This is a genomic window from Nocardia sp. NPDC047648 (assembly GCF_040642815.1).
GTDB classification, from domain to species: domain Bacteria; phylum Actinomycetota; class Actinomycetes; order Mycobacteriales; family Mycobacteriaceae; genus Nocardia; species Nocardia gamkensis.
The window spans coordinates 1-15,355 of the sequence record NZ_JBEYSX010000027.1; the positions used below are offsets into that span (position 1 = coordinate 1).

At 67.8% G+C, this 15,355-nt stretch carries 15 protein-coding genes and 1 pseudogene; 8 read left to right on the forward strand and 8 right to left on the reverse strand.

Features of this window, described 5'->3' with window-relative positions; all coding sequences use genetic code 11:
- From ABZ803_RS34000 to ABZ803_RS34010, 3 genes and pseudogenes are all read left to right on the forward strand, one after another.
- A pseudogene (locus ABZ803_RS34000) lies at window positions 1–818 on the forward strand (DNA-directed RNA polymerase subunit beta); the annotation flags it as partial.
- Between the two features lie 142 nt (window positions 819–960).
- On the forward strand, window positions 961–4,914 hold the full coding sequence (locus ABZ803_RS34005) for a DNA-directed RNA polymerase subunit beta' (RefSeq protein WP_063053072.1): 3,954 nt from the start codon (window positions 961–963) through the stop codon (window positions 4,912–4,914).
- Between the two features lie 138 nt (window positions 4,915–5,052).
- Window positions 5,053–5,523, forward strand: coding sequence for a DUF4442 domain-containing protein (locus tag ABZ803_RS34010; protein WP_357045773.1), 471 nt, complete (start codon window positions 5,053–5,055; stop codon window positions 5,521–5,523).
- Between the two features lie 213 nt (window positions 5,524–5,736).
- Here the strand turns inward: ABZ803_RS34010 and ABZ803_RS34015 are convergent, their stop codons facing one another.
- Window positions 5,737–6,747: an aldo/keto reductase gene (locus ABZ803_RS34015; RefSeq protein WP_357045775.1), complete on the reverse strand. Its 1,011-nt coding sequence runs from the start codon at window positions 6,745–6,747 to the stop codon at window positions 5,737–5,739.
- A 100-nt stretch (window positions 6,748–6,847) separates the two neighbouring features.
- Here ABZ803_RS34015 and ABZ803_RS34020 point away from each other — a divergent pair, with 100 nt between their 5' ends.
- On the forward strand, window positions 6,848–7,702 hold the full coding sequence (locus ABZ803_RS34020; protein ID WP_357045777.1) for a helix-turn-helix transcriptional regulator: 855 nt from the start codon (window positions 6,848–6,850) through the stop codon (window positions 7,700–7,702).
- On the opposite strand, the gene ABZ803_RS34025 is transcribed toward ABZ803_RS34020, so the two are convergent.
- Entirely contained in the window at window positions 7,699–8,322 is a 624-nt protein-coding gene (locus tag ABZ803_RS34025; RefSeq protein WP_357045779.1) for a hypothetical protein, read from the reverse strand. The two genes, ABZ803_RS34020 and ABZ803_RS34025, sit on opposite strands and share 4 nt — an antisense overlap.
- A gap of 290 nt (window positions 8,323–8,612) precedes the next feature.
- Between ABZ803_RS34025 and ABZ803_RS34030 the strand changes: the two genes are divergently transcribed.
- Window positions 8,613–8,945, forward strand: coding sequence for a metalloregulator ArsR/SmtB family transcription factor (locus ABZ803_RS34030; protein WP_062975489.1), 333 nt, complete (start codon window positions 8,613–8,615; stop codon window positions 8,943–8,945).
- The gene (locus tag ABZ803_RS34035) at window positions 8,942–9,418 is read left to right on the forward strand and encodes an SRPBCC family protein (protein WP_357045781.1); all 477 of its coding nucleotides are present in this window, start codon (window positions 8,942–8,944) and stop codon (window positions 9,416–9,418) included. Before ABZ803_RS34030 ends, ABZ803_RS34035 begins: the two co-directional genes overlap by 4 nt.
- Before the next feature lie 77 nt (window positions 9,419–9,495).
- Here the strand turns inward: ABZ803_RS34035 and ABZ803_RS34040 are convergent, their stop codons facing one another.
- The 5 genes from ABZ803_RS34040 to ABZ803_RS34060 all read right to left on the reverse strand — a co-directional run bounded on the left by ABZ803_RS34040 (window position 9,496) and on the right by ABZ803_RS34060 (window position 12,602).
- Entirely contained in the window at window positions 9,496–10,485 is a 990-nt protein-coding gene (locus ABZ803_RS34040) for a pirin family protein (protein WP_357045783.1), read from the reverse strand.
- Entirely contained in the window at window positions 10,482–11,276 is a 795-nt protein-coding gene (locus ABZ803_RS34045; protein ID WP_357045785.1) for a GNAT family N-acetyltransferase, read from the reverse strand. Before ABZ803_RS34045 ends, ABZ803_RS34040 begins: the two co-directional genes overlap by 4 nt.
- A gap of 86 nt (window positions 11,277–11,362) precedes the next feature.
- Window positions 11,363–11,656: a putative quinol monooxygenase gene (locus ABZ803_RS34050; RefSeq protein ID WP_357045787.1), complete on the reverse strand. Its 294-nt coding sequence runs from the start codon at window positions 11,654–11,656 to the stop codon at window positions 11,363–11,365.
- Between the two features lie 40 nt (window positions 11,657–11,696).
- Complete coding sequence (locus ABZ803_RS34055) at window positions 11,697–12,155, reverse strand: MerR family transcriptional regulator (RefSeq protein WP_062975495.1); 459 nt, start codon at window positions 12,153–12,155, stop codon at window positions 11,697–11,699.
- 75 nt (window positions 12,156–12,230) lie between these two features.
- Window positions 12,231–12,602: a glyoxalase superfamily protein gene (locus ABZ803_RS34060; RefSeq protein WP_357045789.1), complete on the reverse strand. Its 372-nt coding sequence runs from the start codon at window positions 12,600–12,602 to the stop codon at window positions 12,231–12,233.
- 58 nt (window positions 12,603–12,660) lie between these two features.
- Between ABZ803_RS34060 and ABZ803_RS34065 the strand changes: the two genes are divergently transcribed.
- Window positions 12,661–12,864 carry a hypothetical protein gene (locus ABZ803_RS34065; RefSeq protein WP_040870275.1) on the forward strand — a complete coding sequence of 68 codons (204 nt, stop codon included), beginning with the start codon at window positions 12,661–12,663 and terminating at the stop codon, window positions 12,862–12,864.
- A 21-nt stretch (window positions 12,865–12,885) separates the two neighbouring features.
- On the opposite strand, the gene ABZ803_RS34070 is transcribed toward ABZ803_RS34065, so the two are convergent.
- A complete protein-coding gene (locus tag ABZ803_RS34070) occupies window positions 12,886–13,377 on the reverse strand; it encodes a histidine phosphatase family protein (protein ID WP_357045791.1) in 492 nt (163 codons plus the stop codon).
- Between the two features lie 182 nt (window positions 13,378–13,559).
- On the opposite strand from ABZ803_RS34070, the gene ABZ803_RS34075 reads away from it, so the two are divergent.
- Complete coding sequence (locus tag ABZ803_RS34075; RefSeq protein WP_357045793.1) at window positions 13,560–15,230, forward strand: FAD-dependent oxidoreductase; 1,671 nt, start codon at window positions 13,560–13,562, stop codon at window positions 15,228–15,230.
- Window positions 15,231–15,355: the final 125 nt, after the last annotated feature.

A 15,355-nucleotide genomic window follows, 5' to 3' on the forward strand; every position in this document is an offset into this window, starting at 1 on the left:
GCACTCCGGTGGACATCATCTTGAACACCCATGGTGTGCCGCGTCGTATGAACATCGGTCAGATCCTGGAAACCCATCTGGGCTGGATCGGCAAGGCGGGCTGGCAGGTCGACGTCGCCACCGACGGCTCCCGCCCCGATTGGGCGCAGGCGCTGCCGGAGGAGATGCTCGGCGCTCCGGCCAACTCCAACATCGCCACGCCGGTGTTCGACGGCGCACGGGAGGAGGAGCTGACCGGCCTGCTGGCCTCGACGCTGCCCAACCGCGACGGCGAGCGCATGGTCGACGACGACGGCAAGGCCACGCTGTTCGACGGCCGTTCCGGTGAGCCGTTCCCGTACCCGGTCGCGGTCGGTTACATGTACATCTTGAAGCTGCACCACTTGGTCGACGACAAGATCCACGCGCGTTCGACCGGTCCGTACTCGATGATCACCCAGCAGCCGCTGGGTGGTAAGGCACAGTTCGGTGGTCAGCGTTTCGGTGAGATGGAGTGCTGGGCCATGCAGGCCTACGGTGCGGCGTACACGCTGCAGGAGTTGTTGACCATCAAGTCCGACGACGTCGTCGGTCGCGTGAAGGTCTACGAGGCGATCGTCAAGGGCGAGAACATCCCGGAGCCGGGCATTCCGGAATCGTTCAAGGTCTTGCTCAAGGAACTCCAGTCGCTGTGCCTCAACGTCGAGGTGCTGTCGTCCGACGGCGCCGCGATCGAGATGCGTGACGGCGACGACGAGGACTTGGAGCGTGCGGCGGCCAATCTCGGCATCAACCTGTCGAGGAACGAAGCGGCCACCGTCGACGATCTGGCGAACTAGGCGGTCGGCCGGATGCCGTCACCGGCGGCATCCGGCCCGCACCGCGCGGATTACCGGACGTGCTCGGCCGAGCGAAGTCTCGGCAGACACTCACTAGTGAACTTTTGCTCGAATTCGACCCGCACAGGGGAAAGGAAGTTACGTGCTAGACGTCAACTTCTTCGATGAACTCCGGATCGGCCTGGCCACCGCCGAGGACATCCGTCAGTGGTCCTACGGCGAGGTGAAGAAGCCGGAGACCATCAACTACCGCACGCTCAAGCCGGAGAAGGACGGCCTGTTCTGCGAGAAGATCTTCGGTCCCACCCGGGACTGGGAGTGCTACTGCGGCAAGTACAAGCGCGTCCGCTTCAAGGGCATCATCTGTGAGCGCTGTGGCGTCGAGGTGACTCGCGCCAAGGTGCGCCGCGAGCGCATGGGCCACATCGAACTGGCCGCTCCGGTCACCCACATCTGGTACTTCAAGGGCGTGCCCTCGCGCCTGGGCTACCTGCTCGACCTGGCGCCGAAGGATCTGGAAAAGATCATCTACTTCGCCGCCTACGTCATCGTGGCGGTCGACGAGGAACTGCGGCACAACGAGCTGTCCACGCTCGAGGCCGAGATGGAGGTCGAGAAGAAGGCGGTCGCCGATCAGCGCGACGCCGACCTCGAGGCCCGTGCCCAGAAGCTCGAGGCCGACCTGGCCGAGCTCGAGGCCGAAGGTGCCAAGTCCGACGTCCGCCGCAAGGTGAAGGACGGCGGCGAGCGGGAGATGCGCCAGCTCCGCGACCGCGCCCAGCGTGAGCTGGACCGGCTGGAGGAGATCTGGAACACCTTCACCAAGCTGGCGCCCAAGCAGCTCATCGTCGACGAGGTGCTCTACCGCGAGCTGGTCGACCGCTACGGCGAGTACTTCACCGGCGCCATGGGCGCGGAGTCGATCCAGAAGCTGATGGAGAGCTTCGACATCGAGGCCGAGGCCGAGTCGCTGCGCGAGACCATCCGCTCCGGCAAGGGCCAGAAGAAGCTGCGCGCGCTCAAGCGGCTCAAGGTCGTCGCGGCCTTCCAGGCCAACGGCAACTCGCCCATGGGCATGGTGCTCGACGCCGTTCCGGTGATCCCGCCGGAGCTGCGCCCGATGGTTCAGCTCGACGGTGGCCGCTTCGCCACCTCCGACCTGAACGACCTGTACCGTCGCGTGATCAACCGCAACAACCGCCTCAAGCGACTGATCGACCTCGGCGCGCCCGAGATCATCGTCAACAACGAGAAGCGGATGCTGCAGGAGTCCGTGGACGCCCTGTTCGACAACGGCCGCCGCGGCCGTCCGGTCACCGGACCGGGCAACCGTCCGCTCAAGTCGCTGTCCGACCTGCTCAAGGGCAAGCAGGGCCGGTTCAGGCAGAACCTGCTCGGTAAGCGCGTCGACTACTCGGGCCGTTCGGTCATCGTCGTCGGCCCGCAGCTGAAGCTGCACCAGTGCGGTCTGCCCAAGCTGATGGCGCTGGAGCTGTTCAAGCCGTTCGTGATGAAGCGGCTGGTCGACCTGAACCACGCGCAGAACATCAAGTCGGCCAAGCGGATGGTGGAGCGGCAGCGGCCGCAGGTGTGGGATGTCCTCGAAGAGGTCATCGCCGAACACCCGGTGCTGCTCAACCGCGCGCCCACGCTGCACCGCCTCGGTATCCAGGCCTTCGAGCCGCAGCTGGTGGAAGGCAAGGCCATCCAGCTGCACCCGCTGGTCTGTGAGGCGTTCAACGCCGACTTCGACGGTGACCAGATGGCCGTGCACCTGCCGCTGTCGGCGGAGGCGCAGGCCGAGGCACGCGTGCTGATGCTGTCGTCGAACAACATCCTGTCGCCCGCCTCCGGTCGGCCGCTGGCCATGCCGCGTCTGGACATGGTGACCGGCCTGTACTACCTGACCCGTCTGGAAGAGGGCGCGAAGGGTTCCTACGAGCCGGCCACCGCCGACGGTCCGGAGCGGGGCGTGTACTCCTCGCCCGCCGAGGCGCAGATGGCGGTGGACCGCGGTGAACTCACCGTGCGTTCGCTGATCAAGGTCCGGCTGACCGACCAGCGTCCGCCGAAGGACGTCGAGGCGGAGCTGTTCCCGGAGGGCTGGCGTCGTGGCGACGCGTGGACCACCGAGACCACGCTGGGCCGGGTGCTGTTCAACGAGCTGCTGCCGGTGGACTACGCGTTCATCAACGAGCAGATGCCGAAGAAGCGTCAGGCGACGATCATCAACGATCTCGCCGAGCGCTACCCGATGATCGTGGTCGCGCAGACCGTCGACAAGCTCAAGGACGCCGGCTTCTACTGGGCCACGCGTTCCGGCGTGACGGTCTCCATGTCCGACGTGCTCGTGCCGCCGGAGAAGGCCGAGATCATGGAGCGCTACGAGGCGCAGTCGGATCAGATCGAGAAGAAGTACCAGCGCGGTGCGCTCGATCACCAGGAGCGCAACAACGCCCTGGTCAAGATCTGGCAGGAGGCGACCGAGGAGGTCGGTAAGGCGCTGCGCGCGCACTACCCGGCCGACAACCCGATCATCACGATCGTCGACTCGGGCGCCACGGGTAACTTCACCCAGACCCGTACCCTCGCCGGTATGAAGGGCCTGGTGACGAACCCGAAGGGTGAGTTCATCCCGCGGCCGATCAAGTCCTCCTTCCGTGAGGGCCTGACGGTTCTGGAGTACTTCATCAACACCCACGGCGCTCGTAAGGGTCTGGCCGACACCGCGCTGCGCACCGCCGACTCGGGTTACCTGACCCGTCGTCTGGTGGACGTCTCGCAGGACGTCATCGTGCGCGAGCACGACTGTGGCACCGAGCGCGGCATCGTGGTGCCGATCGCGGAGAAGCAGCTCGACGGCTCGATCATCCGCGACGCGCACGTGGAGACCTCCACCTACGCGCGCACGCTCGCGGCCGACGCGGTCGACGCGCAGGGCAACGTCATCGTGGCGAAGGGCGCCGATCTCGGCGATCCGGCGCTGGAGGCGCTGCTGGAGGCCGGTATCACCGAGGTGAAGGTCCGCTCCGTGCTGACCTGCACCACCGGTACCGGTGTGTGCGCGACCTGCTACGGCCGCTCGATGGCGACCGGCAAGCTGGTCGACATCGGTGAGGCCGTCGGTATCGTCGCCGCGCAGTCCATCGGTGAGCCCGGTACCCAGCTGACCATGCGTACCTTCCACCAGGGTGGTGTCGCGGGTGACGACATCACCGGCGGTCTGCCGCGTGTGCAGGAGCTGTTCGAGGCGCGCGTGCCGAAGGGCAAGGCGCCCATCGCCGAGGTCTCCGGTCGCGTGCGGCTGGAGGACGACGATCGCTTCTACAAGATCACCATCATCCCGGATGACGGTGGCGAAGAGGTTGTCTACGACAAGCTCTCGAAGCGGCAGCGTCTGCGGGTGTTCAAGCACGACGACGGCACCGAGCGTCTGCTCTCGGACGGTGACCACGTCGAGGTCGGCCAGCAGCTGCTGGAAGGCGCGGCGGATCCGCACGAGGTGCTGCGCATCATGGGCCCCCGTCAGGTTCAGGTTCACCTGGTCCACGAGGTCCAGGAGGTCTACCGCTCGCAGGGTGTGTCGATCCACGACAAGCACATCGAGGTGATCGTGCGCCAGATGCTGCGTCGCGTGACGATCATCGACTCGGGCGCCACGGAGTTCCTGCCCGGCTCGCTCACCGAGCGCGCCGAGTTCGAGGCCGCCAACCGTCGCGTCGTCGCCGAGGGCAACGAGCCCGCGGCGGGTCGTCCGGTGCTGATGGGTATCACCAAGGCGTCGCTGGCCACCGACTCGTGGCTGTCGGCGGCGTCCTTCCAGGAGACCACCCGAGTCCTGACGGACGCGGCGATCAACTGCCGCTCCGACAAGCTCATCGGCCTCAAGGAGAACGTGATCATCGGTAAGCTGATCCCGGCCGGTACCGGTATCAACCGGTACCGCAATATCCAGGTGCAGCCGACCGAGGAAGCCCGTGCCGCCGCGTACGCGGTGCCGTCCTACGACGACACCTACTACAGCCCGGACAGCTTCGGTCAGACCACCGGCGCCGCAGTCCCGCTCGACGACTACGGCTTCAGCGACTACCGGTAATCCGTCGCAACGAGATTCGGCCCCCGCTTCCTTGTGGAGCGGGGGCCGAATTCGTTCGGTGCCGGGTCCGTGGTGGACAACCGGGGTGGCAGGCGGTAGGAAAGTAGAACAGGTTTCAGTTCTGTTCGGAGGTGGCTGGTGGACGGCGCGGTGTTGGGTGATCTGGTGGTGGCCGGATTCCGGAAGCTCGGGTTCATCCAGTACGCGGAGGTCGAGTGGGAGGAGTTCGCGGCGGGGCGGAACGTGGTGTCGATCGTGCCGCGGGCGCAGCATTTGAACCACAACGGAGATCTGCACGCCGCCGTGTTGTTCGGGATGGCCGAGACCGCCGCCATGGGTGCGTCGGTGTCGGGGATCGTCGACCTGATGGGGGAGACGTTCATCGTCGCCAAGGACGGACGCATCGAATACAAAGCCCGCGCGAAGGGGGACGCGGGGCCGTTCCGCGCCACTTCCGCGTTCTCCGCGCAGAAGCTGGCGAAGATGCGGGCGGACATCGAGGCAAAAGTGCCGCTCGAACTCGACGTGCCGGTGGACATCACCGACAGCGCCGGAAAGACCGTGGCCGCAGCGATGTTCACGGCTGTGCTGCGTCCACGCCGGGTCTGATCGCATCGAGACGCTCAGCCGGGCATGATTCGCGTCTACGGCACCGCGCGTCATGCGGAAACCGCCGGGATGACGCTGCCGGCACACGACGTGGGCACGCTTCGACGGTGATGCTGCTTTGGGTCATTCCGACACGGTTCGGCCGCTCGCCGAACCGTGTGCCTCGGCGAGTGGCCGGTCCGGATCGGCTGTGCGATCCGCCGGGCTTCGTGCTCAGCGCTCGCTGTCGAGCGTCGCCATCAGCGGCGTGGCGTAGCGTTCGCCCGCGACCCGGTCGGCGGGCACGGCCGCTTCGATAGTGGACAACTCCTGGTCGGTGAGCGAGAGGTCCAGCGCGCTCACCGCCTCCGCCCACCGTTCGCGGCGACGAGTGCCGATGAGCGGCACGATGTCCTCGCCGCGGGTCAGCGCCCAGGCGATGGCCAGTTGCGCCACCGAGGCGTCCTTGCGCGCCGCGATCTCGTTCAGCGCGTGCACCAGTTCGAGATTCCGGTCCAGGTTCTCGCCTTGGAAGCGCGGGCTGTGGGCGCGGAAATCGTTCGGAGCGAAGGTGGCTCCGGGCGTGATCGCGTCGCTCAGCAGGCCCCGGGAGAGCACGCCGTAGGCCGTGACGCCGATGCCGAGTTCGCGGCAGACGGGCAGGATCTGCTCCTCGATGCCACGGGAGAGCAGCGAGTACTCGATCTGCAGGTCCGCGATGGGGTGTACGGCCGCCGCGCGCCGAATGGTGTCCGCGCCGACCTCGGACAGGCCGGCATGGCGCACGTACCCTGCTTCGATCAGCTCGCCGATGGCGCCGACGGTGTCCTCGATCGGCACGGCCGGATCGAGCCGTGCTGGGCGATAGATGTCGATGTAGTCGACGCCGAGCCGCTGGAGGCTGTAGGTCAGGAAATTGCGCAGCGCGGCAGGCCGGTTGTCCACTCCGGCGAAGCCGCCGTCGGGACCGCGCAGCGCGCCGAATTTCACGCTCAGCACCACGTCCTCGCGTGGACGTTCGGCGATGGCCTTGCCGATCAGCGTCTCGTTGTGTCCTGCGCCGTAGAAATCGCCGGTGTCGATCAGGTTGACGCCGGAATCCAGCGCCGCGTGGATGGTCGCGGTCGATTCGGCATCGTCGGTCGCGCCGTACGCGCCGGACATGCCCATCGCCCCGAGGCCGATCCGGCCGACCGTCGGCCCGGTGGTCCCGAGCCGCACTTCGTGGATTTTCGTTGTCGTCATGGGACCAGCCTGAACCGTGCGCCGCCGCCGCGGGAGAGACCGTTTATCAGAGGAGTGGCGATCCCTGGCTGCGGGCGCCGTTTCCGAGGACAGTAAGGGCATGGACCGCGCCGAACTCGCCGATTTCCTGCGCCGCCGCCGAGAGCAGCTCACCCCCGCCGACGTCGGGTTGCCGCCGGGTGTCCGGCGGCGCACGCCGGGACTGCGCCGCGACGAGGTCGCGCTGCTGGCGGGCATGTCGACGGACTACTACACCAGGCTGGAGCAGGCGCGCGGTCCGCGTCCGTCCACCCAGGTCCTCGCCTCGCTCGCGCGCGCCCTGCGTCTCGACAACGACGAACGCGACCATCTCTACCATCTGTGCGACCACGCGCCGCCGGGACGCGATGCGACCGACAAGCATGTGGGCCCCGGGCTGATGCACCTGCTCGCGAAGCTGGACGACACCGCGGCCACCGTCGTCACCGATCTCGGCGAGGTGCTGGTGCAGAACCGGATGCATACCTTGCTCGTCGGCGATCACGGTGACCGTCGTGGGTGGGAGCGGTATTACGCCCACCGCTGGTTCACCGACCCTTCGTCGCGCGCGCTCTTCCCCGAGGAGGACTGGGATCGGCTCGGCCGCAACCACGTCGCCGATCTGCGTGCCACGGCCGCGCGCCGCGCGGGCGACGCTGACGTGCTCGAGCTGGTGGCCGAGCTGCGTTCCGCGAGCGCCGAGTTCGACCGGCTGTGGGACGAACATCAAGTGGCCGTGCGGCTTTCGGATATCAAGCGGATTCGGCATCCGCAGGTCGGCCTGATCGACGTCGTCTGCGAAACGTTGCTCACGCCCAATGCCGCCCAGCGTCTGCTGGTCTACCTACCGCGTCCGGGCACGGACGCGGCCGAGAAGCTGGACCTGCTGCGCGTGATCGGCACGCAGCGGCTGACACCCGTCGCCGGGCTCGACTAGGGCGCGGTGACGTACTCGAGCGCCGCGTCGACGGCGGGTTGCCCACCGCCGATGACGAATCCGGCCATCGCGCCGATCGCGGCGCCCGCCACCGCGGCGGCGGGCACCGTGATGAAGTCGATCACGAACAGGCCGAGCGGGAATCCGACGATGAAGCCGATGGCGGCGCCGATGCCCGCGCCCGCGAGGATGGTCGGCATGGCCTTCTCCGCCTCGGCGTAGAACCGCTCCTGGGCGCCGATGTCGCGCAGTGGGGCGTCGGTCATCGCGACAGGTGCGACGGTGAGCCGGTGGCCCGCGTCCTCGAGCACAGGGTCCAGCACCACGCGCTGATCACCGATGCGCAGCGTCATCGGCAGCGCGGCCACCACATTGCCGTCGCGATCGGAGACCGTCACGACCCGGCCGTCGTGGGTCGCTTCGAACGTCCCGTCCTGGATGGTGGCCACGGCGGCGCGCCGATCGCTGGTGGCGGCGACCTCGTAGGCGACCTGGTGGAACGTTCCGCGCAGGTCGAGCGGGGCGTCGGTGGTCGCGGGCTGTGCGTGCGCGGCGCTCGTGGTGAGTGCGGTGGCCGCCAGCGCGACCAGCGTCGTCGCGGTGAATCGAGAGGTCCTCATCGTGCTCTTTTCCGTGTGCCGCCCCCGTGTCCGGTTCGTCGGGAAAAGATACCGCTCGGCGGCACGGATCAGAAGGGGCTGAGCGACAGTTCTTCGCCGAGTCCGGTCGCGAAAGCCTCTGTCGCACATCGAGGCACGGTGGGGACGAGGCCGGTTGGGTTGCTTCCACCGCGGCTGGGTCCGCCGACGGCACGTCCTGGATCGGCGGTCGCGTCGCTGGTCCGGCCAGGTTTCGGAGCGGTGTGATTTCCCTCTTGACGTCCGCTCTTATCTCCGTAACACTGAACTAGATGGTTCAGTATGACTTCTTGGATGCCTCCTTCGGGGCGCTCGCGGATCCCACCCGGCGTGGGATCCTGGAACGTCTCGGCAGTGGGCCCGCCACCGTCAGCGAGCTGGCGGAGCGCTTCGAGATGACGCTCACCGGCGTCAAGAAGCACATCCAGCTGCTGGAGGCGGCGGGCATGGTGGTCACGGAGAAGCGCGGCCGGGTGCGGTACTGCCGCCTCGGCGAGAACGTCTTCGACCGAGAAGTGGCCTGGATGCAGGGCTACCGGCGGATGGTGGAAGCGCGGCTGGACCGTCTCGGCGAATTCCTCGAGCGAACGGAGCAGGACCGATGAGCACAACCACGAACGACGCGGTCATCACGACCGACACCGACCGCGCGATCCACATCGAGCGGATCTTCGATGCCCCGCGCGAGCGCGTGTGGGACGCCTACAGCCGGATCGAATTGCTCGCCCAGTGGTGGGGGCGGGGCAATCGGCTGGACATCGAGCGCTGGGAATTCCGTCCGGGCGGGCACTGGCGCTTCGTCGAGCACTCCGACGAGGGAGCCCATGGCTTCGAGGGCCGTTTCCGCGAGGTCACCCCGCAGGAGCGCATCGTGTACTCCTTCGAGTGGGACGGCATGCCCGCCCATGTGGCGATCGAGAGCGTCAGCTTCGTCGATCTCGGCGACGGCCGCACCAAGGTGGTCACCGACGGCCAATTCCACACGCCGCAGGAGCGCGACGGCATGCTCCAGTCGGGCATGGAGACCGGGCTCAACGAGAGCTACCGCGCGCTGGACGCACTGCTCGCGCGCGGCTGAGCCCGGACGCTTCGGCTCCGCTCACGAGTCGCGTGGGCGGAGTCGAAGCGAGTGGTGGAATCGGGCGTGCGCCGCGATCAGTCCCTGGCCGGGCCGATCCGGCGCTTGCGCGGCTTCAGGTGCAGGCCGGGCAGGGGCGGCGCGGGAATGCGCTGTCGCGGAGTATGGCCCGCGATGTCGGCGAACCGGGTGACGTCGTGGTTCTCCCAATCCGCCCGGGCGGCGAGGATTTCCTCGTGGCTGCGGCCGACGAAGTTCCACCACATCACCAGTTCCTCGCCGAACGGTTCGCCGCCGATCAGGGCGAAGTGCGCGCCACCGGTGGTGGCGAGCCGGAGTTCGTCGCGCTCGGTGCCCAGGTACAGCAGCGGTCCGGGAGTCAGTTCCTCGCCCGCGACGGTCACCTCGCCCTCGATCACCAGCACCGCGTGCTCGAAACGAGGGTCGAGCGGGAGACTGACCTCGGCGCCGGGCTCCAACCGGACATCGGCGCCGACGATGGGTGTGTAGGCGATCGCGGGTGAGGTCTTCCCGGCCAGGGACCCGATCAGCACGATCGCGCGGAGGCCGGGCGCCTCGACGACGGGCAGTTCCCGATGCTGCTCGAAATGCGGAGCGATGCCGGTGTGGTCGCCCGGCAGCGCGATCCACAGCTGCAAGCCGTGTCCGGCGGGCGCGCCCGCGACGGCGTACTCGGAATGGGCGATGCCGCGTCCGGAGGTCATCAGATTCAGCTGACCGGGTTCGATCTGCACGTCCGAGCCCACCGAGTCGCGATGCCGGATCCGCCCCTCGAACGGCCAGGTCACCGTTTGCAGGCCGATGTGCGGATGCGGATCGATGTCCGGCGGCGCACCGGTCTTGGTGACCGTCGGCGCGCCGAAGTGGTCGAGGAAGCACCACGCGCCGACGGTCGGCAGGTCGCGTTGCGGCAGCACGCGTTCGACGAAGACACCGCGCACCCCGCCGAGCGGCACCTCACGGGCCGGATACCGCTCCGCGACCGGCCCCGGACCCGGCGCGGGTTCGCAGAGCGTCTCGGCCGGGCGCGGATCCAGATCACTCACCGATCGACGCCCTTGCCGATCACGTGGGCGTCGTACTGCGGGTGCTTGTCCAGATACGCCTTGATGAACGGGCACACCGGCCGGATCACGCGCTCGCGCCCGACAGCGTCCTCGATGGCCTTCTCGGCCAGGACGGACCCGAGACCTTTCCCGGAGAACGCGCCGTCGACCTCGGTGTGCGTGAACACCGTCTCGTCGTCGCGTTCCTCGTAGTCGGCGAAGCCGGCCAGCTCCCCGCCGTAGAACACCTCGTAGCGATGCCGCTCGTCGTTGCGGACGACCTCGGACTCCGATGCCGATTCGCTCATGGTTCCCTTCTCCTTCCGGGCGCGTACCGGATGCCTGCTGAGAATCGAGACCCGGTTGAACGCGCCGATCGTGGTGGCGACCCAGATGACGACGGACAGCTGATCATCCGTCAGATGCCGGCGAGCCGAAGCGTACTCACGCTCGATGACGTTTTCGTCCGGAAGCGTCGCCGTGATTTCCGCGATCGCGAGCACCGCCTGCTCGAACGGGGTGTACGTGCCGCCGCGCCGCCATCCGGGCAGCACCGCGATCTCCTGTTCGGTGACCCCGGCGGCCAGGGCGGCGCGGTAGTGCACGTCCAGGCAGTACGCGCAGCCGTTGAGTTGGGAGACGCGCAGATTGATCAGTTCGACGATCCGGCGATCCAGCCCCACCGCCGCGCCCGCGGCCCTGACCTCGTTAGCGACGCCGTTGAGCGCGCGGAACGCGGCCGGCGTCTGCTTATCGATCCAGACGCGGTCACGCGGCGTTTCGGGCTTCATATTCGTGGGATGTTAGTCGCCGCCGGTGAACCGCGCGGAGCAGGCCACCGGATAAGCGGACTCCGGTCCGCCGGACCGTCGCACGGTCACTCGATCTCGGTGAACCGCCGCAGCTGGAACGGTTCGACCAGCACTTCCTGGAACGCGGTGGCGAGAGCCTTCAGGTGCGGCGTCCGGAAGTGCGCGTCCAAGGCGTCCGCATCGGCCCACTCCTCCAGCAACACCATCCGGCTCGGGTCGGTGGGATGCAGGTAGAGCTCGTAACGGATGCAGCCGCTCTCCGCGAGCGTCGGCTCGATCATGCCTTGCAGCAGATCCCGCAGTTCCGCCTCGCGACCAGGTTTGGCGGTGAAGCGAACGTTCAGCGTCAACGTCGACATGGGCGTCTCCTGCTCTCGGGGAAGTGTTCTCGGCTCGCTGTCATACCTTGATCTCTTCGCTGTCGTGCGCGGTGACCACGTCCGGCTCGATCGCTCGCCCCTTGCCTTCGTACAGGGCGATCTTGTGGTCCAGCACGGCCAGAGTCTGACGAAGTTCATCGATCTTGGCGAGCACCTCCGCGCGGGTATCCCGGAACATCGCCAGCCGTTGCGGGAACGTCGCGTCTCCGGCCCGTACCAGCTCCGCATAGCGGAGCATGTCCGCCACCGACATGCCGGTCGTGCGCAGCCGCCCGATCAGCGCCAGCCATTCCAGATCCCGGTCGCTGAACCGCCGCTTGCCGGTGTGGTCGCGCCCGATGTAGTCCATCAGGCCGATCCGCTCGTACCAGCGCAGCGTGTCCCGGCTCAGTCCCGATCGCTCGGACACCTCGCCGATCGAGTACCGGGGCTGCTCCCTGTCCTCGCGCGCGCTCGCGTATGGCGCCGTTTCGCTCATGCACTCGCCCTTCCCGTGGAACATCGACGACGCTAGTCACCTGGAGTGCACTCCAAGCAAGGGGTGGCCGTATGTTCAGCTGCTGTAGTCGGGCAGTTGCTGGACCGCCCATTTGTTGCCGTCCGGGTCGGCGAAGAAGGTGAACAGGCCCCAGCCGAGGTCCTGGACCGGAGTGGCGTCCACGCCCGCGGCGATCAACTGCTGGTAGGCGTCCTCGGCGCTGGCCACCACCATCTGCATGCCTCGGACGCTGCCGGGCGCCGCGTCGGTGATGCCTTCGCCGAGGCAGATCGAGCAGCCGGAGCCGGGTGGGGTCAGCTGCACGAAGCGCAGGTTCTCATCGACCCGGTGATCGTGATCGGCATGGAAACCGATCTTGGTGTAGAAGTCCTTGGCGCGGTCGACGTCGGTCACCGGAATGGCGACGAGTTCGATTTTCCAGTCCATCCGGCGAGCATTCCATCAGCCGCCGACAAAGTCCCGGATTCCGGCCTACGCTGGGAACATGCCTGGAAAGGACATCGACCGGATCAGGGCTCGTTCGGCCTGGGCGACGGTCAGGGAAAGCCCGGTGATCACCGCGATCGCGATCGCGCCGTTCGCGATCGCGCTCGGCGTGGTGTGGTGGCTGTTCGGCGGTCTGGCCGCGTTCGCGCTGCTGCTCGTGCTCGGTGCGGGCGTTGTGGTCGGCGGCAGGTTACTGCGCTGACCGCGCGCGAGCCGCGTGCGGTCAGCGCGGGATGTGGAAATGCGTCAGTTCGCCGGTCCCCGGATCGATGTCCGCCCAATCGCGGTCGAAGCGCAGCACCGCGAGTGCGGAGGTCGGGAACTTCCGGCTGAGTTCCACGGCCGGGGCGCTGTCGCGGTTGCTCGCCAACTCCCAAGCCGTCCACGGCATGCCGGGCGCGTGCCCGACCACCAGCAGGGTCGCCACATCGTCGTCGCTGAGGCGGACCAGTTCGATCAGCGTCTCCGGCGCGGCCTCGTAGATCCCGGGTTCGAAGACGGCCGGCGCGGTGATGCCGGTGGCCGACAGCGTCTCCCTGGTCCGTGTCGCGGTGGAGCAGCGCACGGCGTCGATCGGCGGTTGCGTAGCTCGCAGCCACCTACCCGCCAGTCCCGCCTCGCGCCTGCCCCGCGGCGCCAACGGCCGCTCGTGATCGTCGACGCCCTCGGGATAGGCCGACTTACCGTGCCGCATGAGGATCAGAGTCCGCGCCATGGAGATACGGTAAGGCCTCCGGGCGAGAGGTCTCGACCACACTCGAGGCAAACTGAAAGCGGCATCACATCACGCGCTCCCGCGGGCGATCCCCGCGGCGGACGTGACGGACGCCGCTCATCTGTCCACCACAACCCCATGGGTGGCCACGGCCCACGTACTTCTTCGAGGATCAGCACAATATGGCCTACGTAATCACGCAGCGTTGTTGCAACGACGCCAGCTGCGTCTCCGAGTGCCCGGTCGACTGCATCCGTCCCACCCCGGACCAGCCGGAGTTCGCGACGACCGAGATGCTCTACATCGACCCCGACACCTGTATCGACTGCGGCGCCTGTGTCGACGCGTGCCCGGTGGAGGCCATCTTCTCCGAGGACGACCTGACCGCTTCGCTGGCGCGATTCCGCGACATCAACGCCGCCTATTTCCAACGGCATCCGCTGGAATCGAATTTCGACCCGATCGTCACCCCCGCGCGTCCGCCGAAGGAGCTGGGCACCCTGCGCGTCGCGATCGTCGGCGCCGGGCCCGCGGCCTGCTACGCCGCCGACGAACTGCTGCGCAGGGCCGACGTGGAAATCGAGATGTTCGACCGGCTGCCCACCCCGTGGGGCCTGGTCCGGGCAGGCGTCGCGCCCGACCATCCGGGCACCAAGACCGTCTCGGGCATGTTCGAGTCCGCCTTCCGCCGTGAGACGCTGCAGTACTACCTCAATGTCGAAGTGGGCACCCACATCTCGCACGAGGAACTGCTGCGCCACCACCACGCGGTGATCTACGCCGTCGGCGCCTCCAGCGACCGGAAGATGGGCGTCCCGGGCGAGGACCTGCCGGGCAGCCACTCCGCCACCGAGTTCGTCGCCTGGTACAACGGCCACCCCGACTACGCCGACCGGACCTTCGACCTGTCCGGGGAGCGGGCGGTGATCGTCGGCAACGGCAACGTCGCGCTGGACGTGGCGCGCGTGCTGACCGTCGACCCGGACGAACTCGCCAAGACCGACATCGCCGACCATGCCCTGGACGCCCTGCGGCAGAGCAATATTCGCGAAGTGGTCGTGCTGGGCAGGCGGGGCCCGCTGCAAGCGGCCTACACATCCCCGGAGTTCCTCGCCCTCGCGCATCTGAAGGGCGTCGACGTCATCGTCGAGGAGACCGACCTGGCACTGGATCACGCCAGCCAGGCGATCGTGGACGACCCGCAGGTCGAGCCGTCGCTGAAACTGAAGTACACCCTCGCCCAGGAGTACGCGGGCGGTCGCCGGGCCGAAGGCAACAAGCGGATCGTGTTCCGCTATCTCACCTCGCCCACCGCGCTCACCGGCACCGACCGGGTCGAGTCCATCGAGATCGTGCACAACGAGCTGTTCGAGGAAGACGGTCAGCTCGTCGCACGGCCGACCGACCGCACCGAGAGCATCGGCACCTCGCTGGTCCTGCGGTCGATCGGGTACCGCGGCGAGCGGATCGGTGAGCTGCCGTTCGACGAGCGGCGCGGCGTCGTGCCGAACGAGCACGGCAGGGTCATCGGCGACGACGGAACCATGCTCGGCGGCGTGTACGTCAGCGGGTGGATCAAGCGTGGCCCGCGCGGTGTGATCGGTTCGAACCGGATCGACTCCGAGGAGACGGTGGAGCTGCTGCTCGCCGACTTCACCGCGGGCAAACTCGCCGCGCCGCAGGCCGACCGTGCCGCGCTGAGGGCCCTGCTCGCCGAGCGCCAGGCCGACTTGGTCGACCGGGCGGGCTGGCGAGCGATCGACCAGGCGGAGAAGACCGCTGGCAAGTCCGCGGGCCGCCCTCGCGTCAAATTCACCACCCGCGAAGACCTGCTCAAAGCCGCCCGCGGCTGACGATCCAGGAGGCCGGTCGGAACAGCGCGTTCCGACCGGCCCGGTCCCCCGGCTCCGACCGAGCCGTGCGGCAAATCTCCTCGCCTGAGGACAGGACTGCGCCGAACGGGTCTCGCCGGAACCGG